We start from the raw sequence: 23991 nt of genomic DNA, 5'->3' as shown, positions 1-23991 counted from the left end.
CCTTATTGCTGCTGTGCGGGGATGGGCTTGAGACCGCTGTCCTCGATGGCTTTGGCGGCGTCCTTGGAGGCCAGGTATTTCAGCAGCGCGCGGGCAGCTTCCGGGTGCTGGCTGTGGGTGACCACGGCGCCGGAGTAGAGGGTCATCTTCTGCGCCTGGTCGGGGATCAGGCCGACGATGTCGATGCCTTGCACCGGCTTGAGTTCGCTGAGTTGCTGGAAGCCGAGCTGCGCCTCGCCACGGGCGACCACGGCGCCCACCGGCTCGGCCGGGATCATGTGCGCCTTGGCCTTGAAGGCCTCGCCCAGTTGCATGCGCGGAAAGAGGATGCGCGACAGATAGACGCCGCTGGCGCTGTCGGAGTAGGCCACCGACTGGGCGTCTTCCAGGGTCTGCTTGAAGGCTGCCATGGTAGAGATGTCCGGCTTGGGTGCGCCCTGGCGCACTGCCATGGCGATGAAGGACTGGCCCAGGTCGACGCGGCTGTCTTTCACGGCCTGGCCATCGGCGATCAGCTTGTCCAGCGCCGAGCCCACCATCAGCACCACGTCGGCCGGTTCGTGGCGTGCCAGGCGATTGGGGATGGCCTGGGGCGTATCGCCCATGGACGGCGCGGCGGCGATGTCCAGCTTGACGCCGGTGGCCTTTTCGTAGGCTGGCGCCACGGCGCGGATGGCGCCCATGATGCCACCCGAACTCAGCACGGTGAGGGTGGTGGGTTGCGCGGCCAGCAGCGGCGTGGTGGCGGCGAGCAGCAGGGTGCCGAGGGCGAGGGCAGGTAGACGTCGGAACATGGCAGAGACTCTCGATGGAAAAGACGGACGATAGACCTCGCGCGTGGCCTTGGCGCGTGAGGTTGGATGAAAAAAAATTTAGTTTACCGGCCTGGAGGTTTTCCCTAGGGTGTGCGGTCCGCCAGACCGGGAGGCCAGCATGACCCAGGCTTTGGTCATCGAAGACGACGCGGTGACCGCCCATTCCATCGCCAGCGAGTTGCAGGCCCAAGACTACCAAGTACGCTGGGAAAGCACCGGGCGCGACGGCCTGGCCGCCGCCATCGCCGGCGGGCACGACATCATCACCCTCGACCGCATGCTGCCGGATTTCGACGGTCTGACCATCGTCAGCACCCTGCGCGGCCTCGGCATCAGCACCCCGGTGCTGATGCTCAGTGCCCTGTCGGATGTCGACGAGCGGGTGCGCGGCCTGAGGTGCGGCGGCGACGACTACCTGACCAAGCCCTTTTCCCTGGTGGAAATGGTGGCGCGTCTGGAGGCACTGCTGCGGCGCCCGGCGGCCCAGACCGCCAGCCACCAACTGAAGGTGGGCGAGCTGACCCTGGACCTCATCGACAACACCTTGACCCGCGCCGGCGAGGCCATCGCCTTGCTGCCCACCGAATTCAAGATCCTCACCTACCTGATGCGCAACGCCGGGCAACTGGTGACCCGCACCATGCTGTTCGAGCAGGTCTGGGGCTATCACTTCGATCCGGGCACCAACATCATCGATGTGCACATGGGCCGGCTGAGACGCAAGATCGAAAGAGCAGGGCAGCCACTGGTGCATACCGTGCGTGGAGCCGGCTATGTCCTCGTCGTCCCGGACTAGGCGCTGGCGCTCGGGCAGCAGTCGCCTGCTGGCCCTCTATGCGCTGTTCTTCGCGGCCTGGGGCGCGGTGTTCACCGGGGTGCTCTACTGGCAGATCTCCGCCTACCTGGGCGAGGTGGCGGAACGCACCCTGCTGCAGCGGGCCCACTATTACCGCAAGGTCGCCGACGCCGATCTGCTGGGCGAACTCCAGGCCAGTGAGGTCTATTCGATTCCCGGCATCGATGCCTATGGCCTGTTCGAGGCCGACGGTCGCTACCTGGCCGGCAGCCTGGTGAAGCTCCTGCGCAGCCTGCCCGACGATGGCCGGGTGCATTACCTGCAACGCGGCCTCAAGACGGCCGATACCCTGGACGAGCCGCGCAGCAGCCATGCCTTCCTGCAACGCCGGGCGGACGGGCGCATCCTGGTGCTGGCCCGCGACGGCGGCTCCATCTCGGCGGTGGGCGGCATCATCGGCCAGGCGCTGTTCTGGGGGCTGTCGCTCACCCTGATACCGGGGTTGATCGGCTGGCATCTGTTGCGCCGGCGCCCGCTGCGCCGAGTCGAGCGCCTGCAGGACAGCCTGGAGCTCATCGTCGCCGGCCACCTGGACGAGCGCCTGCCGCTGTCCAAGCGTCACGATGAACTGGACATGCTGGCCGATGCGGTCAATACCACCCTGGCTCAGCTGGAGCGCTCGATGCACGAGGTGAAGGACGTCTGCGACGGCATCGCCCACGACCTGCGCACCCCGCTGACCCGCCTGCGGGCGCGGCTGCACCAACTCCAGCAGCTGCCGCTGGCGGCGCCCCAGGCCGACAGCCTGGGCGAGGCGCTGGCCGAGACCGAGGCCATCATGTCGCGCTTCCAGGGCTTGCTGCGCATCTCCGAGCTGGAGGACACCCGTCGACGCCTGGCCTTCGCCTCGCTGGACTTGGCCGCGCTGCTGCGCCAGGCCCATGAATTCTACGAGCCGATGGCCCAGGAGAAGGCCCAGACCCTGACCCTGGAACTGGCCGACGACCTGCCGGACGTCCAGGGCGATGCCTCGCTGCTGTTCGAGGCGCTGGTCAACCTGCTGGACAACGCCATCAAGTTCGCCCCGGTGGGCGGCCAGGTGCGCCTGGTGGCGCGGAGCGCCGCGGGCGGGGTACGCATCGAGGTCAGCGACGACGGCCCCGGCATCCCCGAGGCAGAGCGGGAAAGCGTGCTGCGGCGGCTCTACCGCGGCGATGCCAGCCGCCAGCAGCCCGGCTATGGCCTGGGGCTGTCGCTGGTGGCGGCCATCGTGCGGCTGCATGGTTTCCAGCTGAGCATCGAAGCCGCGCAGCCCAGGGGCGCCCGGGTGGTCATTGCCAGCGCGGGCTAGGCGGCCAGGCTTTCCTAAATTTTTCTTCATTTTCCTTCATTTGCGAGCCTTCCGGGCCTTGCCTAGGGTGGCGGGCCCTCCTGCTGAACCGGATGCGCCGCTCGTGAAACGCCCCTTCCTCTGCCTGGGCCTCGCCGCCCTTGGCTTCGCCTGGCTCGGCCAGGTGGACGCCGCGCCCATCGCCGATGCCCTGATTCCCTCGCCACCCCAGCTCTCGGCCAAGGCCTGGGTGCTGCTGGACGCCACCACCGGCCAGGTGATCGCCGAAGAGGACTCCCACGCGCACCTGCCACCGGCCAGCCTGACCAAGCTGATGACCGTGTACGTGGCGACCCGCGACATCCAGGCCGGGCGGCTCAAGGTGGATGACCCGGTCACCGTCAGCGAGAACGCCTGGCGTACCCAAGGCTCGCGGATGTTTCTCGATCCGCGCAGCCAGGTCTCGGTGCACGATCTCCTGCAGGGCATCGTCATCGACTCCGGCAACGACGCCAGCGTGGCCCTGGCCGAGCACATCGCCGGCAGCGAAGAGAGTTTCGCCAGCCTGATGAACGCCACCGCCCAGCGCCTCGGCCTGCACGATACCCACTTCATGAACCCCACCGGGCTACCCGATCCGGAGCACTTTTCCTCGCCCTACGACATGGCGCTGCTGGCCCGCGCCATCATCCAGGACGAGTCGGCCTACTACGAGCTCTACGCCAAGAAGTATTTCACCTGGAACGGCATCCGCCAGCCCAATCGCAACCTGCTGCTCTGGCGCGACCACACCGTGGATGGCCTCAAGACCGGCCACACCGAGGCGGCGGGCTTTTGTATGGTGACCTCGGCGCTGCGCGACGGGCGCCGGCTGATCACCGCGGTGTTCGGCTCCACCTCGCTCAACAACAGGGCCGCCGATACCCAGAAGCTGCTGACCTATGGCTTTCGCTTCTTCGAAAACCAGACCTACGACCAGGCCGGTGTCCCCCTGGGCACCCCAAGGGTCTGGGAAGCCCAGACGGCGACCCTGCCAGTGGGCGTGGCCCAGGACCTGGTGCTGACCCACCCCAAGGGCCAGCACGCACCGCAGCAGCGCCTGGTGCTCGACGAGCCGCTGGTGGCCCCCATCGCCCAAGGCGATGTCGTGGGCCGGCTGGAGCTGGTGGATGGCGAGCGGGTGTTGCAAACGCGACCCCTGGTGGCCCTGGCGGACGCCGAGCAGGGCGGTTGGTGGTCGCGCTGGCCGCAGCACCTCTATCGGTTGGTGCTGCAGTGGTTGGGGCGGATCTAGCGGGCTCAGGCATCGCGCCCCAGGTGCTCGCGCAGAAAGGCGTTCATCCGTGCCAGGGTCCAGCGCACGCTGGGCAGCGCTCCAAGCATCTCGATGAAGCCGTGGATCATGCCCGGCAGCTCGTGGTACTCGACGCTGTTGCCGGCCTTGATCAGTGCCTGGGCGTAGAGGCGGGCGTCGTCGCGCAGGGCATCGCATTCGGCGCCGAAGATCAGCGCGGGTGGCAGGCCGGCGTGGGAGGGCGCATAGAGCGGCGATACCCGCGGGTCCAGGGTGTCCGCATCCTTGAGGTACATGCCGGAAAAGTAGTCCATCAGCGGTCTGGTCAGCGGTGGTACCTGGGCGTTCTCGACCCGGGAGGGGTGATCCCAGGCGGCGGGGGTGTTGTCCACCCCGGGGTAGATCAGCACCTGGGCCTTGAGCCCGAGCGGTCCCTCGCGCAGGTGCAGGGCGGCCATGGCGGCCAGGCCACCGCCGGCGCTGTCGCCGGCCAGGGCGACCCTCTGGGTGTCGAGATTGAAGGCGGCGCCAGCACCGGCCAGCCAGTGCAGGGCGGCGAGGACGTCGTCGGGGCTGGCCGGCGCCGGATGTTCGGGGGCGAGGGCATAGTGCACCGCCAGGACCGCGCAATCCGTACCCAGGGCGATCTGGCGGCAGAGGGAGTCGTGGCTGTCCAGGTCGCCGATCACCCAGCCACCGCCGTGCAGATAGACCACCACTGGGGTTGGCGCAGTGTCCTCGGCCTGCGGCCGGTACAGGCGCAGGGGGATGGGACCCAGCGGGCCCGGCGCGGCCAGCTCCTGGATGCGTGCCATGGGTGCCGGTGGCAGGCCCAGGGCGCGATTCATCTGCACATAGGCGGCGCGCGCCTGCTGCGGCGTGAGGCTTTCGATCGGCGGTTGCGGATGCGCGGCCAGTTGCGCCAGCAGGCTGGCGACCTGGGGATCGAGGCGCGCGAAGACGTCGGGCATGGGGCTTCTCCTGGGTAAGCTGGGCGCCAAGGCCGACGCCGGTTCGCCGCCAGCCTCGCCGGAGCTGCTGCGGGCGGTCTATCGATCAGATGAACGATGGCGTTTGGGTTGAGACCGCCACTAACGGACGGCCGTTGCGCTTAAGATCAGGGTTCAGGGGACTATCCTGCATCTGAACGATAGGCGGGCCGCGGCGCTCCGGTAGACTCGGATCCAAGCCAGGTCCCATTCGGGGCCGGCGTTCTACCCAAGACAATCAAAACAAAGGGGGTAGCATGGCCCAGTCAGCCGCCGTTTCCTGCAGTGTGCCCGCCGCGGTGGTCGCACGCTTCAGCCAGGTCGTCCTGGCCTTGCAGTCCCGTCTGCGCGGCGGGGCCATCACCGAATTCCACGCCCAGGCCCTGGAGCAGTTGCAACATCTGGTCGCCTTCGACAAGGCCTGGTGGGGCAACTCCACCTGGCGCGACGGGGGGCCGGTGGCGCACAGCGCCTTCCTGCTGGGCCTGCCCAGTGTTTATACCAGGGAATGGGACGCCCTCAAGACCCAGGATCGTGACCTCGGCGACTTGCACCAGGTGCAGGGCCGTTGCCAGGTATTCGATTGTCACCATGATCAAGCCTCGCCGGCGCTGGCCTCCCTGGGTCGCCGCTACGGCCTGGCCCATGGCCTGCGCATCGTGCTGACCGACGACCAGACCCGCCTGGGCGTGCACCTGACGCTGTTCCGGCAGGACCCTGGCAACCCTTTCACGCCGCTGGAATGCCAGCTGCTCGAATGGCTGATGCCCCATCTGCTGCACGCCGAACGGGAGAGTTGCCTGCGTACCCTGGCGACGCTGAGGGACAGCCAGGGCAGCTTCGACGAACTGGCCCTGGCGGTGAGCGACCGCTATGGCGTATTGCTGTCCATGGAGCCGGGTTTCGCCGCCCTGCTGGCGGCGGAGTGGCAGGGCTGGCAGGGCAACCGCCTGCCCGTCGGCTGCGATCCCCAGGACAGCTACCAGGGTCGCACCCTGCAACTCGACGCCCAGCCGCTGGGCGATCTCTTGCTGCTCAAGGCGCGCCGGCGCAGCTCGGCGGAGCGCCTCAGTGCCCGCGAGTTGGAAGTGGCCCAGTGTTTCGCCCTCGGCCAGACCTACAAGGAAGTCGCCCGCACCCTGGGCATGGCGCCGGCCACGGTGCGCCACCACCTGAGGCGCATCTACGAAAAGCTCGGCGTCAATCGCAAGGCGCAGATCGCGCAACAGGTCGCGGCCGCGCCCGACTGATCCCACCCCCTCGCTGACCCGTTCGCCTCGCTCGGGCGCCCACCGCGCCCGGTGCGGGCGCGCTCGTCCGCTCGAAAGTCCTGAGGAGTCTTGCCATGTCCCGTTCGCCTGGAATCCTGACCCGTGCCGCCGTCCTGTCGCTCGCGGCGCTGGCCACCACCGCCCACGCCACCGAGAAGGGCATGCCGACCACCGCCGCCGGAGTGCAGGATTTCGGTGCCGGCTTCATGCCGCCGTCGACGCCCTTCGGCACCCTGGGCATGCGCATCAGCGACTACCAGGCGCGGGTGATCAAGGACAGCCACGGTCGTGACGACGGCAACGACTTCGACATCAACGTCCTGGCCATCGGCCTGGCCTATCTGCGCATGACCGATAGGCAACTGCTCGGTGCGCGCTACGGCTTCGGCGCCGTGTCGGTGTTCTTTCGCATGGACGCCGACCTCGGCATCAACGCCGGTGGCCAGCGGGTGTTCAGCGACAACGCCCAGCTGTTTCGCCCGGCGGATCTGCAACTGATCCCGCTGATCCTCGATTGGCGGCTGGCGCCGGGAGTGGGCATCAACACCCAGCTGTCGATCCAGGCGCCCACCGGCGACTACGACAAGGACCGCCTGGTCAGCCCCGGCACCAACCACTGGACGCTCTCGCCAATCCTCAATGCCAGCTACATCAGCCCGCGCGGGCTGGAGCTATCGTCCAGCTTCCAGGTCGACATCAATGCGCGCAATCCGGCTACCGATTACCGCAGCGGGGTGGAGTATCGCCACGAATTCGCCGTCGGCCAGCACCTGGGCGACTGGACCGTCGGCCTGGGCGGCTACTACTACCGCCAGCTCAGCGATGACGATGCCCCGGGCTTGACCCGCGGCAATCGCGCTCGGGTGGTGGCGCTGGGGCCGGCGGTGAGCTTCTTCCAACCCAGCTCCGGGCTGCCGGCCATCTGGCTGCATGCCTACAAGGAATTCGAGGCGCGTAACCGGGCGGAGGGCTATACGGTTGCGCTTAAGCTCGGGGTTAGCTTCTAGCCTGCTCGGAACATCTGTAGCCTGGGATAAAAGCCCAACTGACCATGGATACGCAGTTGCTGACCGAGGTATACCTTGGCGCAAGCTATTTTCCTCGCTGCCGACGCCCGCTCAGGTTTCAGCTTCAGCAGTGATCCAGCGACATCTCGTAGAGGAGCAGGAACGCATGGCGGCATTGGCTGAGACTTTTCATGACCTTCATCGGCAAGGGCTGTTGATCCTCGCCAACGTGGGCGACGCCGGCGGCGCGCGTCTGGTGGAGCGCCTGGGCAGCCAGGCAGTCGCCACCAGCAGTGCGGCGATGGCCTGGACCCATGGCTACCAGGATGGCAACCAGCTTCCCCTGGAATTGCTGAGCGCCAGCATCGCCTCGATGACGCGGGTACTCGGCGTGCCGCTCACGGTGGATATCGAAGGGGGCTATTCGGACGAGCCGGTGGCGGTGGCCAAGGTCATCGAGGCCGTCCTGGCGGCGGGCGCGGTCGGGATCAACATCGAGGACGGCGTCGGCGCTCCCGACCTGCTGGTGCGCAAGCTCGAAACGGCCAGGACGGTTGCCGATCGCCATGGGATCGACCTGTTCGTCAACGTCCGCTGCGACGTCTACCTGAAAAACCTGTTACCCGCCGAGCAGCGTCTGGAGGAGCTACTCAGGCGCGCCGCACGGTACGCCGACGCCGGCGCGGATGGATTTTTCGCCGCCGGGGTGACCGAGCCTCGGGAGATCGCCACGCTGTGCCGGGAAGCCAAGGTGCCCGTCAACCTGCTCTGGCGCGCCGGCCTGGCCGCTCCCGATGAACTGCAACGTCTGGGCGTCAGACGCCTGAGTGCCGGTTCGAGCATCGCCGAATACCTGTATGGCGCCCTGAGCGGGCTGGCCCAGGGCTTCCTGAAGGATGGGCGACTCGATGTCCAGGCGTTGCAGGCCCACACCTACGGCGAGCTGAATGCGCTGCTGGCCCCCCGGTGATACCGGGCAGCTCGCCCGGGTGACCGCGGGCTAGCTGGAGCCCATCATCTCACGCACCCGGGCGGCCAGGTGATCGACGGCGAAGGGCTTGGTCAGGATCTCCATGCCGGGGTCCAGCTGGCCATTGGCGATGGCGGCGTTCTCGGCGTAGCCGGTGATGAACAGGGTCTTCAGACCCGGCCGCGACTGGCGCCCGGCATCGGCCATCTGCCGGCCGTTCATGCCGCCCGGCAGGCCGACATCGGTGATCAGCAGATCGAGGTGCACGTCGGACTGCAGAATCTGCAGCCCGCCGAGGCTATCGCTGGCCTCCAAGACCCTGTAGCCCAGGTCGCCGAGGATATCCATGACCAGCATCCGTACCGTGGGCTCGTCATCCACGATCAGGACCGTCTCACCGTCCTTGGAGCCGGTGACGGCGGGTCGTGTGGCCAGCCGGTCGTCTTCCGGGGCGTCGCCCAGGTAGCGCGGTAGATAGATGCACAGGGTGGTGCCCTGGCCCACCTCGGAATAGAGCCGCACCTGCCCCCCGGACTGGCGGGCGAAGCCATAGATCATCGACAGGCCCAGGCCGGTACCCTGGCCGATGGGCTTGGTGGTGAAGAAGGGCTCGAACACCCGGGCAGCGACCTCGGGTGGGATACCGACCCCGGTATCCGTTACGCACAGCGACAGGTACTGGCCTTCCGGCAGCTCCTGGGCGCGGGCGGCTTCCCGGTCCATCCAGCGATTGGCGGTCTCGATGGTGATGCGACCCCCGCTGGGCATGGCGTCACGGGCATTGAGGCAGAGGTTGAGCAGGGCGTTCTCCAACTGGCTGGGGTCCACCAGCGCCGGCCACAGACCGGCGGCGCCGACGGTTTCCACCTGGATGCCCGGGCCCACGGTGCGCTGGATGAGTTCGGTGAGGCCATCGACCAGTTGATTGACGTTGATCGGCCGGGGCGCCAGGGTCTGGCGGCGGGAGAAGGCCAGCAGCCGGTGGGTGAGGGCGGCCGCGCGCTTGGCCGCGCCCTGGGCGGCCACCAGGTAGCGGTCGAGATCGCGCAGGCGACCCTGGGCGATGCGCGTCTCCATCAATTCCAGGGCGCCGGAGATGCCGGCCAGCAGGTTGTTGAAGTCGTGGGCGAGGCCGCCGGTCAACTGGCCGACGGCTTCCATCTTCTGCGATTGCCGCAGCTTTTCCTCGGCCTGCATCAATTCGCTGGTGCGCTCGGCCACCCGCGATTCCAGGGCTTCGTTGAGCACCCGCAGGGCGGCCAGCGCCTTGTCGCGTTCGGCTTCCACCGCGCGTCTTTCCTCGACGTCGATGAGGACGCCGGGAAAGCGCAGCGGGGTGCCATCGGCGGCGTGGTCGACCCGGCCATTGGCTTCGATCCAGTAGTAGTGGCCGTCGGCCCGGCGTACTCGGTATTGGTGGGCGTAGGGGCCACCGCGCGCTATCGCGGCGGCTATGGCGGTCGCCACGCCGGCTTGGTCGTCCGGATGCACCGTGGCCACCACCTGGGCCAGGCTCAGGCCTTCGCGACCCAGGGCCGGATCGAGGCCGAAGGAGAGGGCGAAGGCTTCGTCGACGGTGAATCTGTCGCTGGGCAGATCCCAATGCCAGGTGCCGATGATGGCCCCGGCGGAGAGGGCGAGTTGCACCCGCTCGATGTTCTCCCGCGCCAGCGCCTCGCTGATGCGCAGTCGCTCCTGGGCGTTGCGGCGCTCGGTGACGTCGCTGAAGAGGATGGCGATCTGGCGGTCTTCTGGATCGCCCACCCGCACGGCGCGCACGTCGAACCAGCGCTCGAAGGTGTTGGCGTAGTTCTCGAAGGTGGCAGGTTCACCGGTCTTGGCGACATGACCATAGGTGTCGAACCAGAATTGTTCGAGATCCGGGGCGAATTCGGTCACCCACTTGCCGCGCAGGTTGACGCCGGCCTGGCGTTCGAAGGCCGGGTTGGCTTCCAGGAAGCAATAGTCGATGGGCTTGTCGTCGGCATCGAACTTGACCTGGACGATGGCGAAGGCCGAACCGATGGTCTCGATGATGGCGCGAAAACGCTCCTCGCTCTTGCGCAGCGCGGTCTCGGCCTTTTGCAGCGGGCTCATGTCGAGCATGGCGCCGATCATCCGTGTGGGACGGCCGTAGGCATCGCGGAGCACCCGGCCGCGGTCGTACACCAGGGCATAGGAGCCGTCGACGCGCAGGAAGCGGTATTCGTCGATCCAGATCAGGGCATCGCCGTCGATCACCTGGCGCACGGAGGCCTCGATGCGCGCCCGGTCGTCCGGATGGATCTGCGCCAGCCACCAGGCGCCGGTGGGCGCGACGCTTTCCGGGGCATGGCCATAGGCCGCGTACAGGGCATCGTTCCACAGCACCTGGCCAGTGACCACATCCCAATCCCAGATGGCATCATTGGTCGCCTCGGCCACCAGCCGGTAGCGTTCCTGGCTTTCCTTGAGCGCCAGGCCCGAGAGGTGTTCCAGCGTGCGGTCGCGCAGGATCTTGACGAAGCCTACGGGTTCGCCGTCGTCGTCGGTCAGCGCCATCATCTCGCCGGACGCCCAGAAGCGCTGGCCGTCCTCGCGCAGGTGCCAGCGTTCGTCCAGGGCGCTGCCATCGCGCAGGGCCTTGGCCATCTCGTACTCGTCGCGGCGATTGGCGCGGTCCTCGGGAGTGAAGAGACGGGAGGCGTCCTGGCCGATCATCTCGCCGGCGGTCCAGCCCATCACCTGCTCGGCGCCGGGATTCCAATCGGTGATGCGCCCACTGCGGTCGCTGACGACGATGGCGAACTGGGTGGTGTTCTCCAGGACGGCACGGCTGCGCGCCTTGTCGTGGCGGGCGGCAGCGGGAAAGGCCGCCGCGCTGGTGGCCTGCACGATGGCACGCAGGCGCAGGACCTCGGCTTCGAGCTCTTCACGCGTCAAACTGGCCAGGGGTGCCTCACTCATCTCGCGGGGGTCCTCTCAGGGAAGCGGTTGCCGGGTTCTTCGACCACACAAAACGGCAGAGTGTGGGGGCGTTGCGTCTGGCAGAAAAGAGCTTAGCCGCTGATCGGCCCGTGGCGCTGCTGAGTGCCGCGCCGGCCGCGCGAAAAACGCCTCGAACCCAGCGAAACGGCCGCTGGCGCTGGGCCGCGGGGTAGAGCGGATCGGTTGGCCGGGCGCCGCGCCACGGTGCTCGCCGCCGCCCTGGCGCCCTCGCCACGGGGCTTGGCTGGGCGAGTGGCGACGCCTGGAACCCGCTTGGGCCGAGCGCTCTCTACGGAGGCAGCGGCGTTCATCGATAGCGCCGGCGTCGCATCCCACCGGACCCGCAGGAGCCTCGTGCATGGTCACCTCTTCATCCCCCGCACCGGGTGCGCTCAAGCGTGCCATCACCCTTCCCATGCTGCTGTTCTTCATCCTCGGCGACGTGCTCGGCGCCGGGGTCTATGCCCTGGCGGGCACCATCGCCGGTCGGGTCGGTGGCGCGCTCTGGGCGCCGTTGCTGATCGCCCTGCTGTTCGCCCTGCTCACGGCCGCGTCCTATGCCGAACTGGTGACCAAGTATCCCAAGGCGGGCGGGGCGGCGGTGTTCGCCGAGCGCGCCTTCGGCCGGCCCTGGCTGTCCTTCCTGGTGGGCTTCTCGATGCTGGCCGCCGGGGTCACCAGCGCCGCGGGGCTGGCGGTGGCCTTCGCCGGGGGCTATCTGCAGGCGCTGGTGCCCTGGTCGCCCGGCTGGGTTTGCCTGGGCTTCCTGCTGTTGGTGGGACTGCTCAATGCCCGTGGGATCAAGGAGTCGCTTTCGGTCAATCTGGTGCTGACGCTGATCGAATTGTCCGGCCTGCTACTCGTCATCGCCGCCGCCGGCTGGTTCCTGCTCCAGGGCCGAGGCGATCCGGCGCGACTGCTGGAGGTCGATGCACCCTCGGCCAGCCTGGCCATCCTCAGCGCCGCGTTGCTGGCCTTCTATTCCTTCGTCGGCTTCGAGACCTCGGCCAATCTGGCCGAAGAGGTGCGCGATGTCAGCCGTGTCTATCCACGGGCGCTGTTCGGCGCCTTGCTCATCGCCGGCGTCGTCTACCTGCTGGTGGGGGCCGGGGCGGCGCTGGTGCTGCCCCTCGACCAGCTCAAGACCTCGGGGGCGCCGTTGATGGACGTGCTGGGCGCCTCGGGTCTGGGCGTGCCGACCCGCCTGTTTGCCGTCATCGCCCTGATCGCGGTGGCCAATGGAACCCTGCTGACCTTGATCATGGCCAGCCGCCTGGCCTACGGCATGGCGCGCCAGGGCCTCCTGCCCCCCGTGCTCGGCCGGGTGCTGCCGCGACGCCGTACGCCTGGCGTGGCCATCCTCGCCACCACCGCCGTGGCCATCGCCCTGAGCTTCACCAGCACCCTGGACGTACTGGCCGAAACCGTGGTGCTGCTCTTGCTGGTGGTGTTCATCAGTACCAATCTGGCGGTGCTGGTGCTCAAGCGCGAGAGTGTGGACCACCCGCACTTCCGGGTACACTGGATCTTCCCGGTGCTGGCCTTGGCTTCCTGCGCGCTGCTGATGGCCCAGCAGGGCGGGGCGACCTGGCTGCGCGCCGGGCTGATGTTGCTGGTGGGCGGGGTGCTCTATGGGCTGACCCGGCTGGCCGGGACGCGTCCGGCCGAGGCCTGAGGCGCCCGGCGGGCGTCAGGAGGCGACCAGTCCATAGAGGGTCTTCATGTCGGCGGGTTTGGTCAGGTGATGATCGAAGCCGGCCGCCAGGGCTTCGGCCTGGTCCTGGGGCTGGCCCCAGCCGGTCATGGCGATCAGCTTGACCGTCCGGCCCGCGGCGGTCTGGCGGATCGCCCGCGCCAGTTGATAACCGGTCAGGCCCGGCATGCCGATATCGGAGATGACGATGTCGGGGCCGTAGCTGTGGAAGGCCTCCAGGGCTTGTTGGCCGTCATAGGCGATCCGCACCTGGTGGCCGTCCAGCTCCAGCAATTCGGCGATGGTATCGGCGATGTCCGGGTTGTCGTCCGCCACCAGGATGCGCCGCTGGGCCGCCACCGCTGCCGCCGCGGGCGTCTCGGGCAGGGTCGACGGCGGTGCGACGGTGACCGGCAGGGTCACGGTGAAACGGCTGCCCAGCCCGAGTCCTGCGCTTTGCGCCGTGATGTCGCCGCCCTGCAGCCGCGCCAGCTCGCGCGACAGCGCCAGGCCGATGCCCAGTCCCGCCGCGCGTTCCGCCTGGCGCGGATCGATCTGACCGAACATCTGGAACAGCGCATCCAGGCGATCCGGCGCGATGCCGATGCCGTTGTCCGCGATCTCCACCCGCACCTCGTCGTCCGCCGCCTGCACGGTCAGGGCGATCCGGCCGCCCGGCGGTGTATAGCGGGCCGCATTGCCCAGCAGATTGAGAAAGATCTGCTCCAGGCGTAAGGGGTCGGCATACAGCCAGAGCGGCGCCGTGGGCAGGTGCAAGTCGAAGGCATGGCCCTTGTCCTGCATCAGCACCTGCACCGCGTCGGTCGCCGAGTCGAGCACGGATTGCAGGGTGACGAAGGCGTGGTGCAGGGTGATGCGGCCAAAGGTGATGCGGGAGATATCCAGCAGGTCGTTGAGCAGCGCGCCCATGCGCTCCACCTGCCGCTCGATGGTCTGGCAACTGCGCTGCTGCTGCTCGGGCGAGACCTGCGGTGCGGCGATCAGCGCCGCCGCGTGGCGAATGGGGGCGAGAGGATTGCGCAGTTCGTGGGCCAGGACGGCGAGGAATTCGTCCTTTTGCCGGTCGGCGTCGCGCAACAGCTCTTCCTGGTGCTTGCGCTCGCTGATGTCCTGGAACCAGACCGCGACGTTGCCATCGAAGGGCGTCGCGCTGACCTCCAGCCAGTGCCGGGCGCCGACGGCATCCGGCCCCTGCAATTCCGCCGACCAGGCGCCTTCGTTGCCGCTGTGCTCCTGGCAGAGCTGGAGGATACGGGCACTGGCCCACTCCAGCGTCACGGTCGCCTCGGGCCGGGCGTTCGCCGTCACCCCCAGCGTCGTCGCGCCGATGGGGTTGAGGTAGTCCCAGACAAAGGCCCCCTCGGCCTGGGGCACGGCGATGCCGAAGCACACCAGCGAACTTTCCAGGGCCACGCGCAGGCGCCGTTGCGAGCGCAGCGCCGCCTCTTGGATACGGGCCCGGTCGATCACCAGCACCGCCTTGGAGGCGCAGAGATCGGCCAGGCGTTGCTCTCGCGCCGTGGGTTCGCGCGGTTCCGGCAACTGGATCGTCACGGCGCCGAGGGTGCCGTGCAGGGTGCTGCGCAAGGGCACGGCATGCAGGGCGGCGAAGCCTTCGCGATGGCCGATGGCGGCCAGGGTGGCGAAGTCCGCCGAGGTCCCGAGATCGCGGACCAGGACGCGATCATGGGTGCGGATGGCGACGTCGCAGGCGCTTTCCTCGGGCTTCAGGGCGGCCAGCCGCTCCCGGGCCTCGGCCGAAAAACCGGCGGCGAAATACAGCTGGGGCCGTTTGCCTTCGTCCAGCAGCGAGACGCAGCCGAAGGGCGTCTGGTGGAAGCGGCAGAGTATCTCGAGGATCTCCTGCAGCTGTTGCGGCAGGGACGGCAGTTGCAGTAAACGATGATTCAAGCGCTGCAGGATTTCCAGGTCGGCGACCTGGAGCCTGAGCTCCTCCTGGCTCCGCTGCAGGCCGTGCAGGTAGTCGTCGCGCTCTTCTTCGGTGAGGCGGCGCGCTTCGGCCGCCGCTAGCAGGGCCTCGCCTACCTGCTGGATCTCCAGCACATCGCTGGTCGGCAGTACCGGTTGTCGCCGTTGGCCGAAGGCCTGGGCCGCTTCCTGGAGCGCCTGCACCGGCCGGCTGATACGCCGTGACAGGAGCAGGGCGACCGTCCAGGCGAAGACCACCGAAAGGATCAGGCCGCCGCCGTAGAGGGCGAAGGAACGGATGGCCGCCGCCGAGACCTCTGCGGTCGGAATGCCCGTGGTGACCGTCCAGCCGGACTCGGGCAGGCGGACGAAGGCCGTGTAGACCTCTTGACCTTCGCGGGTCCGGGCCACGCCGATCCCTTCGTCGCCGGGTTGCGCCAGGATCTTGGCCAGTCCCGCCGGGGCCGGTTGGCCCAGGGTTTCCTCGTGCAGCGCAGTACGGGCGATCCGCAGGCCGTTGCGGTCGAACACCGAGCCGACCCAGTGCGCAGGCAGGGTGCGGATCAGGCGGGCGGCCCTGATGCTGTCCGGCGTCATCACGGCGGTGAGCACGAAACTCACCTGGCCGTTTTGCAGTACCGGGACCCGTACCGGAAAGGCCAGCAGCCCGCCGGGGCCTGTGGCCAGTTGCCCGACCACCGGCCGGCGCTGGGCGATCACCTCGGCGAAGCTCGCCGGCTCGGCCAGGGGGCCTCCCGGTGCCTGGCCCTGGGTGGAGATCCGCTGCACGATCTGCCCATCGGGGGTGGCGAGCAAGATCGTCCGCCATCCCGGCACCAGCGGCAGTACCCGCTCGACCAGGGTGGCGAAGCCGTCCAGGTTGCCGGCCAGCAGCAAGGGGGACTGGGAGAACGTCTGCAGGATGGTCACCGCACGGCGCAATTCGCTTTCGATGGTGGTGGCCGCCTGGCGGCTGGACTCCAGCGCACGCTGTTCGGCTTCGTGTTGCTGGTGCTGTACCAGTAGCCAGAGACCGAGGCCGGCGACCAGGGCCAGGGGCACGATCCCGGCGAAGGCGATCGCCAGCAGGCGGTTGCGGAGAGGGATCAGACGCGCAGGGCGATTGGGCGACGGCGACATGTCGGCCTCAGTGGCGGAAAGCCGTCATTCTAGCCTGAGCACCGCGGATGTTTTGTCAGAAAACGTTGCCGTCGCTATAGCGAAAAATCCCTCGGAGACCGCGTCCGCTCTAGCGTGCGGCTGGAGTCGAAGCGGCCGCTGATCGGCGATGAGCGGGGCATTCAGTAGGCCCACAGGCCGCCGAAGAAACACGCTGAACACGCCTTTTTCTGCCCGGAGTTGCTCCATGCGCACCCTGAAGTTGTCGGCCCGCTCGGCCCTTTGTTTCGCCACCATCACCCTGTTGCTCCTGGTGCTCGCCGTCACCTCGGCCCTGGGTTTGAATTCGCTGTACAAGGCCGAACAGGATGTCGAGACCAACTGGATGGCCAGCATCGCGCAAACCGCGAGGATGGATACCCGAGTGCTCCGGTTGCGGCTGGAAACCTTCCGCATCGTGGCGACGGATGATGAGCAGTTGAAGCAGACCACCGCCGCGACCATCGCCCAGGCGCGCCTCGAGCTGCAGAAGGAGGTCGCCGACTATCGGGCCCTGATCGCCTCTCCGGAAGAGCGGCGTTTGGCCGACGCCGTCGAAGCCGGCGTCAAGGCCTACGAAGGGCGTCTGGACGAGATCCTCACCATCGCCCGGACGCGACCCAGTAGCGAAGGGATCGCCTACGTCAATGCGCAAATCCGTCCGCTCACCAACGATCTGCAAGAGAAGATCGTGGCCCTGGGTGCCTTCAACGAGCGGGGCGCCAAGCAGGCCGGGCAGTTGGCGGCGCAGACCTACAGCAGAAGCCTCTGGCTGCTGGGCGTGATCTCGGCCCTGGCCGTGGTCCTGACCGTGGTGCTCGCCGTGCTCTACACCCGCAGCATCCTGCAGCCGCTGCGCCAGGTACTGGGGATCAACCAGCGCATCGCCGCGGGCGACCTGCGGGTCGCCGCCGAGGCGACCGGTCGTGACGAGATGGCCGAGCTGATGAAGGCCACGGTGCAGATGCAGCACACCCTGCGTGAGACCGTCAGCCACATTGGCGAGGCGTCCACGCAACTGGCCTCGGCCGCCGAGGAAATGAATGCCGTCACCGACGAGGCCAGCCGCGGCTTGCAGCGCCAGAACGCCGAGGTGGAACAGGCCGCGACCGCGGTCAACGAGATGACCAGCGCCGTGGAGGAAGTGGCCCGCAATGCCGCCTCGGCCTCGGCGTCGGCGCAGCAATCGGAACAGTCGACCGGGGTGGGCGCTGCGCGCGTTACCGAAACGGTGAAAGCCATCCACGACCTGACCGACACCGTGTCGCGCACCAGCGAGCAGATCGTCGACCTGGCGCAGCAGGCCCAGGGTATCGCGACCGTGGTCGACGTCATCCGTGGCATCGCCGAGCAGACCAACCTGCTGGCGCTGAACGCGGCCATCGAAGCGGCCCGGGCGGGCGAGCAGGGTCGTGGTTTCGCCGTGGTGGCCGATGAGGTCCGCGCCCTGGCCCACCGCACCCAGGAATCCACTCGGGAAATCGAGCAGATGATCGGGGGCATCCAGTCCGGCTCGGAAGGCGCCGTCCAGGCCATGCAACGCAGCCGTGACGAAGCGACCGCGACCCTGAAGATCGCCAGTGAAGCCGGTGCGGCGCTGGAAGAGATCGCCCGTTCCATCACCGAGATCAACGAGCGCAACTTCCTCATCGCCACGGCTTCGGAAGAGCAGGCGCAGGTCGCCCGCTCGGTGGATCAGAACCTGGTGAGCATCCGCGACCTGTCGATCCAGACCTCCGCCGGCGCCCACCAGACCGCGGCGGCCGCCCACGAAGTCTCGCGCCTGGCGGTGGACATGAATCGCCTGGTGACGCGCTTCTCGGTCTGATCGAGCGCGACCTGGAAGGTCCTGCCGGTGGTATCCGCCGGCAGGGCCTTTTGGCGTGGACAGGAGGCACTCTGCCAACTGGTCGTGGCGGGGGAACCTGGCCGGGGTCCGGCGGAGTCTTCCGTAGCACCGCGAAAGGAGAGACCACCATGTACCTCGTCCAGTTGCTGCTACCCCTGAGCGATAACGACGGCCAGCCGCTGGCCAAGGCGCTGTTCCAGCAGGTGCGTGAAGAACTGGTCGAGCGCTTCGGCGGCTTGACCGCCTTCAGCCGGGCCCCGGTCGAGGGCCTGTGCCAGGGCGCAGCGGACGAGGTCGAGGACGACGAGCTGGTCGTCTACGAGGTCATGGCCGAGACCCTGGAGCGGAGTTGGTGGGCGGCCTATCGCCGCCGCCTGGAGCAGGCCTTTCGGCAGCGCGAGATCCTCATTCGTGCGCAGCCGGTGGAGCGGCTCTAGGTCTCGGCCAGTACGACGCGCGCCCGTCCGGCGCGCTTGGCTTGGTAGAGGGCGCTGTCCGCCCGGCGGATCAGCTCGTGCACGTTCAGGCTGCCATCGGTGCAGGAGGCGATACCGATGGAGGAGGTGGTCTGCAGGGTGATGCCCTGGATCGGCCAGGGCTCCTGCAGGGCGCCGCACAGGCGCTCGGCCAGCGCCAGGGCGGCGGCGGGCGAGGTGTCGCGGAGGAAGACGATGAATTCGTCGCCACCGATGCGCCCGAGCAGATCCCCCTCGCGCAGGCCGCTCTTCACCCGGGCCACGAAGGCCACCAGCAGCAGGTCACCGAATTCGTGGCCGTATTGGTCGTTGATCGCCTTGAAGCGGTCGAGGTCCAGGTAGCAGAGGGCGCAGGGCTGTCCCGAGGCATTGCCGGCGCGATGACTGGCGATCTGGTCGAGAAGGCTGCGGCGGTTGGCCACCCCGGTGAGGGCATCCAGGTAGGCCAGGGATCTGAAGCGCTGTTCGCTTTCCTGCAACGCCGTCTCGGCCAGTTTGCGCTCGGTGACGTTGCGACTGACGATGGTCAGCAAGCGCCGCCCGCCCTGGGCGTCGAAATGGGGCGTCTTGACCACTTCCCAGGTGTTGATCCGCCCATCCGGCCCCAGGAAGGATTTTTCGATGAGGGTGGGCCGGGCATTGTTCCAGGCCAGCTCGTCGGTCTGGATGTTGTAGATGAAGGCCTCGGCGAAGGCCGGGAAGCGCTCGATCAGTTGCGCATCGGTGACCCCGACGTAGTCGAAGCCGACCATGGCGTAGGCTTCGAGCACGATGCGATTGACGAACAGCCAGCGACCCTGGCCGTCCTTGGCGACGATGAATTCCTGGATCGAATCGAGCAGGGCGCGAAGATCAACGTCGGTGTCGGCGGGGGACATGGGCAGGGCCAGGAAGTCGTACAGGTATAGGCTTATCGGCCCGCCGCGACGGGAACTGAGCGCCGCACGCCGGCCATCCGTCGCCCGATCTACGGATGCTGCGGGCAGCGCTCCGCTTAGGCGAAACGGCGCGACAGCCGCCAACGGAGGGGTATCCGTCGCCCGCCGACGAATGGCATTCCTGCCAGGCCTTCGCCTTTGACGCCTGCAAGCGAGACGGCGGCGAGCGAGGCCGGCGCGGGTCGGAACCAAGCCCTTGAAGCCAGGCCGAATGCTGTAATCCTCAGCTGCCAGATGTCCCCCTATGCAGACCACTACAAGAGCCCTCACAGGCCAGCACGCCGACTCCCGTACGGTCGCCTTCGCACCCGCCACCGCGCTCTATCAGGAGCTGCTGGTGCAGAACCCCTCCGCGGCGGCACGGCAGCGGGCGCGGCAGTACCTCGACGACCAGTTACAGGCCGCGAGCAGCCTGAGCGCCGATTTGCCGGCCGATCCCCAAGGCCTGGAAAGCTGGATGCTGGAGAACACCGCCCGGGTCGGCGCCCAGTACCGCGACTACCTGGCCGCGCGCAAGGCCGGTGCCCCACGGCGCTACTTCGGCAGCAAGGCCCATGCGCTGTATTTCCTGCGGGGCGTGGCGCCGACCAAGCTGGTGGACGGTGCCTGGCTCTATGGCACGCTCGCGCATTGGGACGACCTGCGCTATCGCGCGGCCATCCAGATCTACCTGGAAGAACTGGGCGATGGCCAGCCGGACAAGAACCACGTGGTGCTCTATCGCAAGCTGCTGGCCAGCCACGGCTGTGAGGACCTGTCGCCACTGGACGACGAGCACTATGTGCAGGGCGCCATCCAGCTCGCCCTGGCCTACCACGCCGATCATTACCTGCCGGAGGTGATCGGCTTCAATCTCGGCTACGAGCAACTGCCGCTGCACCTGCTGATCACCGCCTACGAACTCAACGAACTGGGCATCGATCCCTATTACTTCACCCTGCACGTGACCGTCGACAACGCCGGGACCGGCCATGCGCGCAAGGCCCTGCAGACCGTGCAGGATGCGCTACCCGCCGAAGGCCGCGCCGCCTTCTATCGCCGGGTGGTGCAGGGCTATCTGCTCAACGAACTGGGGGCCAGCACCACCTCGGTGATCGCCAGCTTCGATCTGGAGCAGGAGGTGATCGCGGTATTGGCGGAAAAGAGCAACGTCGGGCGCTATGTGCATTCCGATTACTGCCGCATCGGTGGCCGCAGTGTCAGCGACTGGCTCGGCGATCCCGCGCAGATCCCCGCTTTCCTCCAGGTCATGCAGGAGCAGGACTGGATCAAGCGCCACGAAGACCCGAGCAATAGCCGCTTCTGGCGCCTGATCCAGGGCGAGCGCGCCGAGATGTTCGGCGTGTTCACCGCCTACGAGCAGCAGCTGATCCATGACTGGATCGCCGGGGATCTGATCCATAGCGGTGCCAAGCACCCGGCCGGGGCCGAACGGGTGGCGGTATTGCCACGCCGCGAGCTGAGCTTTCGCGCCCGCCAGCGCCAGCAGGAGCGGCTATGCCCGGCGCTGGAAGCGGAGCAGGGCACGGCGGCCAATGCCAGCCAGGCCCAGGCGAGCGATTTCGACAGTGAAGAGGCCGCCCTGGAACGGCGCCTGGCCAGCCAGCCCAGTCGCGCGGCGGCCATGGCGCTGCTGGTCGAGCAGCTGTCGCCCGCACGGCACCACAGTCGTGCGGGGCTGCTGGCCACGCGGCTGTTCGTCTCCCTGCTGGGCTGAGCCTTTCTCAATTCGACCGCCATTCAAGGACATTCCCGTGACGGCCATGGAACACCCCGACCTCAGTGCGGCCACGCCCGATCCGGCCGCAGCGCTACGGCTGCTGATCGAGACGCTGCTCGCGGCAGACTATCAGTTCATCACCCCGACCCCGGCCTCCCACGCCCGGGTCAATGCCCGGCCCGGCAATGCCTGGGCCCGGGACCTCCAAGGCATCTTCGGCTGGAGCCGCCCCTTTTCCCGCGAGTTGCTGCCCGAGGCGCTGATCGAGGCCCTCGCGGCCGCCGGGCTGCTGACCGAGGTACCGGGCGGCTGGCGCAGTCGGGTACGGGTCTCGACGCTGGGCGACCAGTTGTTCGTGCATTCCGCCTATCCCACCGACGAGGCCGATGCGGTGTTCTTCGGCCCCGACACCTACCGCTATGCCAATGCCTTGGAAGCCCAGCTGCGCCATGACACCGGCGCCATCCGCCGGGCGGTGGACATCGGCAGTGGCGCCGGTCCTGGCGCCATCCTGGTGGCCCTGGCACGGCCCGAGGCCGAGGTGCTGGCGGTGGACATCAACCAACGCGCCCTGGCCTTGACCCGGGTCAACGCCGAGCTGGCCGGGGCCGCCAATGTCAGGGCGTGCTACAGCGATCTGCTGCACGACGTGGACGGTGACTTCGATTTCATCCTGTCCAATCCGCCCTATCTGGTCGACCCGGGCGAGCGCGCCTATCGCCATGGAGGCGGCCCGCTGGGTGCCGGGCTGTCGCTGGCGATCCTGGATACCGCGCTGGAGCGTCTGGCACCGGGCGGCACCCTGTTGCTCTACACCGGGGTCGCCATGGTCGAGGGTCGCGATCCCTTCTTGGCCGAGGTGCAGACGCGCCTGGCCGGTAGCGCTTTCGGCTGGCGCTATCGCGAACTGGACCCGGACGTCTTCGGCGAAGAACTGGAGGCCGGGGTCTACGCCCACACCGACCGCATCGCGGCGGTGGTGCTGACGGTGACGCGGCCCGCCTGACCTCAGGCTACACTGGCGGGCGGAAGGCTACCGCCCCGTCCGTGCCCAGGAGCCCGCCATGCAATTGCTGCTGAACCAGACCTCGCCCTATGCCCGCGCTGCGCGCGTCACCGCCCTGGAAGCCGGTTTCGGCGCGCGCCTGGAGCTGGTGTGGAGCGATCCCTGGAACGAAGACTCGCGACTGCTGGCGGCCAACCCGGCAAGCAAGGTGCCCGTGTTGATCACCGACGAGGGCCTTGCCCTCAGCGAAACCCTGCTGATCTGCCTTCATCTGCATCAACTGGCGGGTGGCAGCATTCTTGTGGCCGAGCGACTGCAACTGGCCGGCCTGGGGCAGGGCCTGATCGATGCCGCCTTCGCCACCGTGATCGGGCGCAAGCATGGCGGCGCGGCCCAGGATGACTCGGTGCTGGGTGCCCGTCGGCTGGCGGCCCTCGACCGACTGCTGCAGCGGCTCGAAGAGACGCCCCTGCTGGACGAAGAACGCCTCGACTTCGGCCACTTCCTGGTCGCCGTCGGCCTGGACTATCTGAGTTTTCGCCTGCCGGAAATCGACTGGTCCGCTCACGCGCGACTGGTGGCCTTCCACCGGCGCCTCATGGCACGGCCCAGCTTTACTGCGACGACCTTCCAGTAAGGCGGAGAAAGCCTCACGCGGCGGCCCCCGCCGGCCGCGTGGGAAAGCCCTAGAGCTCGATCAGGATCTTCAACTGGGTCCCGCCCTTGTCGAGCAACGCCTCGAAACCCTGTTCCACCACCTCGTCCAAAGCGATGTGGCGGGTGACGATCTTCTCCGCCGGTAGTTGGCCGCTGGCGATGAGCGCGGCCACCTGGGGCCACATCAGCGTCGAGTAGCACCAGGAACCGCGCAGGTCGACGTCCTTGTAGGTGAGGGTGAAGCCATCCAGCGCCGGCGGCTTGCCCTGCATCCCCACCTGGACCACCACGCCCTGGCGGCGCACGGCCTCCAGGCATAGCCCCAGCGGCGCCTCGGCGCCCACGCATTCGAAGGCCACGTCCACCCCCACGCCACCGGCGGTGTGGGCGCGCACCTCGCGCAGGACGTCGGTGCTGCCGGGGTTCAGGGTGATAAGGCCGTCCACCAAGGCGTGCGCCATTTCCAGGCGGTTGTCGTTGAGGTCCACCAGGAAGATGCGGGTCGCCCCGGCGGCGCGGGCGGTCAGCACCTGTAGCTGGCCGATGGGCCCGGCGCCGGCCACCAGCACGCTGTCGCCCGGCTTCACGCCGCCCCTGTGGGTGGCGTAGACGGTCACCGCCGTGGGCTCGATCAGCGCCGCATGCTCGGTGCTGAGATTGTCCGGCATGGGAATGGCGTTGTAGTCCTCCACCAGGGAGTATTCGGCCATGCCGCCCCAGGGATGCGACAGGCCGATGATGGCTAGCTGTTCGCTGAGCTGGTACTGGCCGCGCCGACCGTAGTAGTCGTCCCGCGGCGAGACCATGGGCTGGATGGACACCCGGTCGCCGGGCTTCACCGCCGTCACCTGGCTGCCCACGGCTTCCACCACGCCGGAATATTCGTGGCCGAGGATCTGCGGCACCTGGCCGCCGGTGTAGGCATGAGGGGCGGTGGGGATGAAGATGGGGCCACCGACATATTCGTGCAGATCGGTGCCGCAGATACCGCAGAACTGGTTTCTGACCAGCACCTGGGTGGGGCCCGGTGCGCCGGGCGGCGGGACGTCTTCCACCCGGATGTCGCGGGCGGCATGGAAACGAGCAGCTTTCATGGTGGGGCTCC

The 23991-nt window shown here is 68.0% G+C and carries 18 protein-coding genes and 1 pseudogene; 13 read left to right on the top strand and 6 right to left on the bottom strand.

What is annotated here, in order from left to right; all coding sequences use genetic code 11:
• Positions 1-2: 2 nt before the first annotated feature.
• Positions 3-794: a substrate-binding domain-containing protein gene (locus tag CCZ28_RS05570; protein WP_140216643.1), complete on the bottom strand. Its 792-nt coding sequence runs from the start codon at positions 792-794 to the stop codon at positions 3-5.
• A 139-nt stretch (positions 795-933) separates the two neighbouring features.
• Here CCZ28_RS05570 and CCZ28_RS05565 point away from each other — a divergent pair, with 139 nt between their 5' ends.
• From CCZ28_RS05565 to CCZ28_RS05555, 3 genes are all read left to right on the top strand, one after another.
• A complete protein-coding gene (locus CCZ28_RS05565; RefSeq protein WP_140216642.1) occupies positions 934-1611 on the top strand; it encodes a response regulator transcription factor in 678 nt (225 codons plus the stop codon).
• Positions 1589-2962 carry a sensor histidine kinase gene (locus CCZ28_RS05560; protein ID WP_140216640.1) on the top strand — a complete coding sequence of 458 codons (1374 nt, stop codon included), beginning with the start codon at positions 1589-1591 and terminating at the stop codon, positions 2960-2962. The genes CCZ28_RS05565 and CCZ28_RS05560 overlap by 23 nt, the downstream gene beginning before the upstream one ends.
• A gap of 124 nt (positions 2963-3086) precedes the next feature.
• A complete protein-coding gene (locus CCZ28_RS05555) occupies positions 3087-4235 on the top strand; it encodes a D-alanyl-D-alanine carboxypeptidase family protein (RefSeq protein WP_437179204.1) in 1149 nt (382 codons plus the stop codon).
• Positions 4236-4240: 5 nt separating this feature from the next.
• Here CCZ28_RS05555 and CCZ28_RS05550 read toward each other — a convergent pair whose 3' ends face one another.
• Positions 4241-5206: an alpha/beta hydrolase gene (locus CCZ28_RS05550; RefSeq protein ID WP_140216636.1), complete on the bottom strand. Its 966-nt coding sequence runs from the start codon at positions 5204-5206 to the stop codon at positions 4241-4243.
• A gap of 275 nt (positions 5207-5481) precedes the next feature.
• Here CCZ28_RS05550 and CCZ28_RS05545 point away from each other — a divergent pair, with 275 nt between their 5' ends.
• The 3 genes from CCZ28_RS05545 (at position 5482) to CCZ28_RS05535 (ending at position 8472) form a co-directional block, all read left to right on the top strand.
• Positions 5482-6474 carry a helix-turn-helix transcriptional regulator gene (locus CCZ28_RS05545; protein WP_140216634.1) on the top strand — a complete coding sequence of 331 codons (993 nt, stop codon included), beginning with the start codon at positions 5482-5484 and terminating at the stop codon, positions 6472-6474.
• 95 nt (positions 6475-6569) lie between these two features.
• Positions 6570-7502, top strand: coding sequence for a SphA family protein (locus CCZ28_RS05540; RefSeq protein ID WP_167509212.1), 933 nt, complete (start codon positions 6570-6572; stop codon positions 7500-7502).
• Between the two features lie 166 nt (positions 7503-7668).
• Complete coding sequence (locus tag CCZ28_RS05535) at positions 7669-8472, top strand: isocitrate lyase/PEP mutase family protein (protein ID WP_140216632.1); 804 nt, start codon at positions 7669-7671, stop codon at positions 8470-8472.
• A 30-nt stretch (positions 8473-8502) separates the two neighbouring features.
• Here CCZ28_RS05535 and CCZ28_RS05530 read toward each other — a convergent pair whose 3' ends face one another.
• Positions 8503-11418, bottom strand: a complete 2916-nt coding sequence (locus tag CCZ28_RS05530) for a PAS domain-containing hybrid sensor histidine kinase/response regulator (RefSeq protein ID WP_140216630.1) — start codon at positions 11416-11418, stop codon at positions 8503-8505.
• A 379-nt stretch (positions 11419-11797) separates the two neighbouring features.
• Here CCZ28_RS05530 and CCZ28_RS05525 point away from each other — a divergent pair, with 379 nt between their 5' ends.
• Positions 11798-13114 carry an APC family permease gene (locus tag CCZ28_RS05525; protein ID WP_140216628.1) on the top strand — a complete coding sequence of 439 codons (1317 nt, stop codon included), beginning with the start codon at positions 11798-11800 and terminating at the stop codon, positions 13112-13114.
• A 15-nt stretch (positions 13115-13129) separates the two neighbouring features.
• Here the strand turns inward: CCZ28_RS05525 and CCZ28_RS05520 are convergent, their stop codons facing one another.
• Positions 13130-16222: a hybrid sensor histidine kinase/response regulator gene (locus CCZ28_RS05520; protein WP_140216626.1), complete on the bottom strand. Its 3093-nt coding sequence runs from the start codon at positions 16220-16222 to the stop codon at positions 13130-13132.
• A 148-nt stretch (positions 16223-16370) separates the two neighbouring features.
• Between CCZ28_RS05520 and CCZ28_RS25045 the strand changes: the two are divergent.
• The 3 genes and pseudogenes from CCZ28_RS25045 to CCZ28_RS05510 all read left to right on the top strand — a co-directional run.
• Positions 16371-17213, top strand: a pseudogene (locus tag CCZ28_RS25045) (MCP four helix bundle domain-containing protein); the annotation flags it as partial.
• Positions 17187-18068: a methyl-accepting chemotaxis protein gene (locus CCZ28_RS25040; protein ID WP_437179203.1), complete on the top strand. Its 882-nt coding sequence runs from the start codon at positions 17187-17189 to the stop codon at positions 18066-18068. The pseudogene CCZ28_RS25045 and the gene CCZ28_RS25040, both read left to right, overlap by 27 nt.
• A gap of 149 nt (positions 18069-18217) precedes the next feature.
• Positions 18218-18526 (top strand): hypothetical protein, encoded by a 309-nt coding sequence (locus tag CCZ28_RS05510; RefSeq protein ID WP_140216622.1) that lies wholly within the window; start codon positions 18218-18220, stop codon positions 18524-18526.
• On the opposite strand, the gene CCZ28_RS05505 is transcribed toward CCZ28_RS05510, so the two are convergent.
• Positions 18523-19443, bottom strand: a complete 921-nt coding sequence (locus CCZ28_RS05505; protein ID WP_140216620.1) for a GGDEF domain-containing protein — start codon at positions 19441-19443, stop codon at positions 18523-18525. The two genes, CCZ28_RS05510 and CCZ28_RS05505, sit on opposite strands and share 4 nt — an antisense overlap.
• Positions 19444-19747: 304 nt before the next feature.
• On the opposite strand from CCZ28_RS05505, the gene CCZ28_RS05500 reads away from it, so the two are divergent.
• From CCZ28_RS05500 to CCZ28_RS05490, 3 genes are read left to right on the top strand one after another with little or no spacing between them, the layout of a single operon-like run.
• Positions 19748-21220: an iron-containing redox enzyme family protein gene (locus CCZ28_RS05500; protein ID WP_140216618.1), complete on the top strand. Its 1473-nt coding sequence runs from the start codon at positions 19748-19750 to the stop codon at positions 21218-21220.
• A 46-nt stretch (positions 21221-21266) separates the two neighbouring features.
• Positions 21267-22229 carry a methyltransferase gene (locus CCZ28_RS05495; RefSeq protein WP_140221286.1) on the top strand — a complete coding sequence of 321 codons (963 nt, stop codon included), beginning with the start codon at positions 21267-21269 and terminating at the stop codon, positions 22227-22229.
• Positions 22230-22287: 58 nt separating this feature from the next.
• Complete coding sequence (locus CCZ28_RS05490) at positions 22288-22866, top strand: glutathione S-transferase family protein (protein WP_140216616.1); 579 nt, start codon at positions 22288-22290, stop codon at positions 22864-22866.
• A 49-nt stretch (positions 22867-22915) separates the two neighbouring features.
• On the opposite strand, the gene CCZ28_RS05485 is transcribed toward CCZ28_RS05490, so the two are convergent.
• A complete protein-coding gene (locus CCZ28_RS05485) occupies positions 22916-23980 on the bottom strand; it encodes a 2,3-butanediol dehydrogenase (RefSeq protein ID WP_140216613.1) in 1065 nt (354 codons plus the stop codon).
• Positions 23981-23991 lie beyond the last annotated feature (11 nt).

Source organism: Pseudomonas oryzihabitans, assembly GCF_006384975.1.
Classification (GTDB): domain Bacteria; phylum Pseudomonadota; class Gammaproteobacteria; order Pseudomonadales; family Pseudomonadaceae; genus Chryseomonas; species Chryseomonas psychrotolerans_B.
The sequence above is the reverse complement of the archived record's forward strand: the minus strand, read 5'-3'. Positions and strand labels throughout refer to the sequence as shown.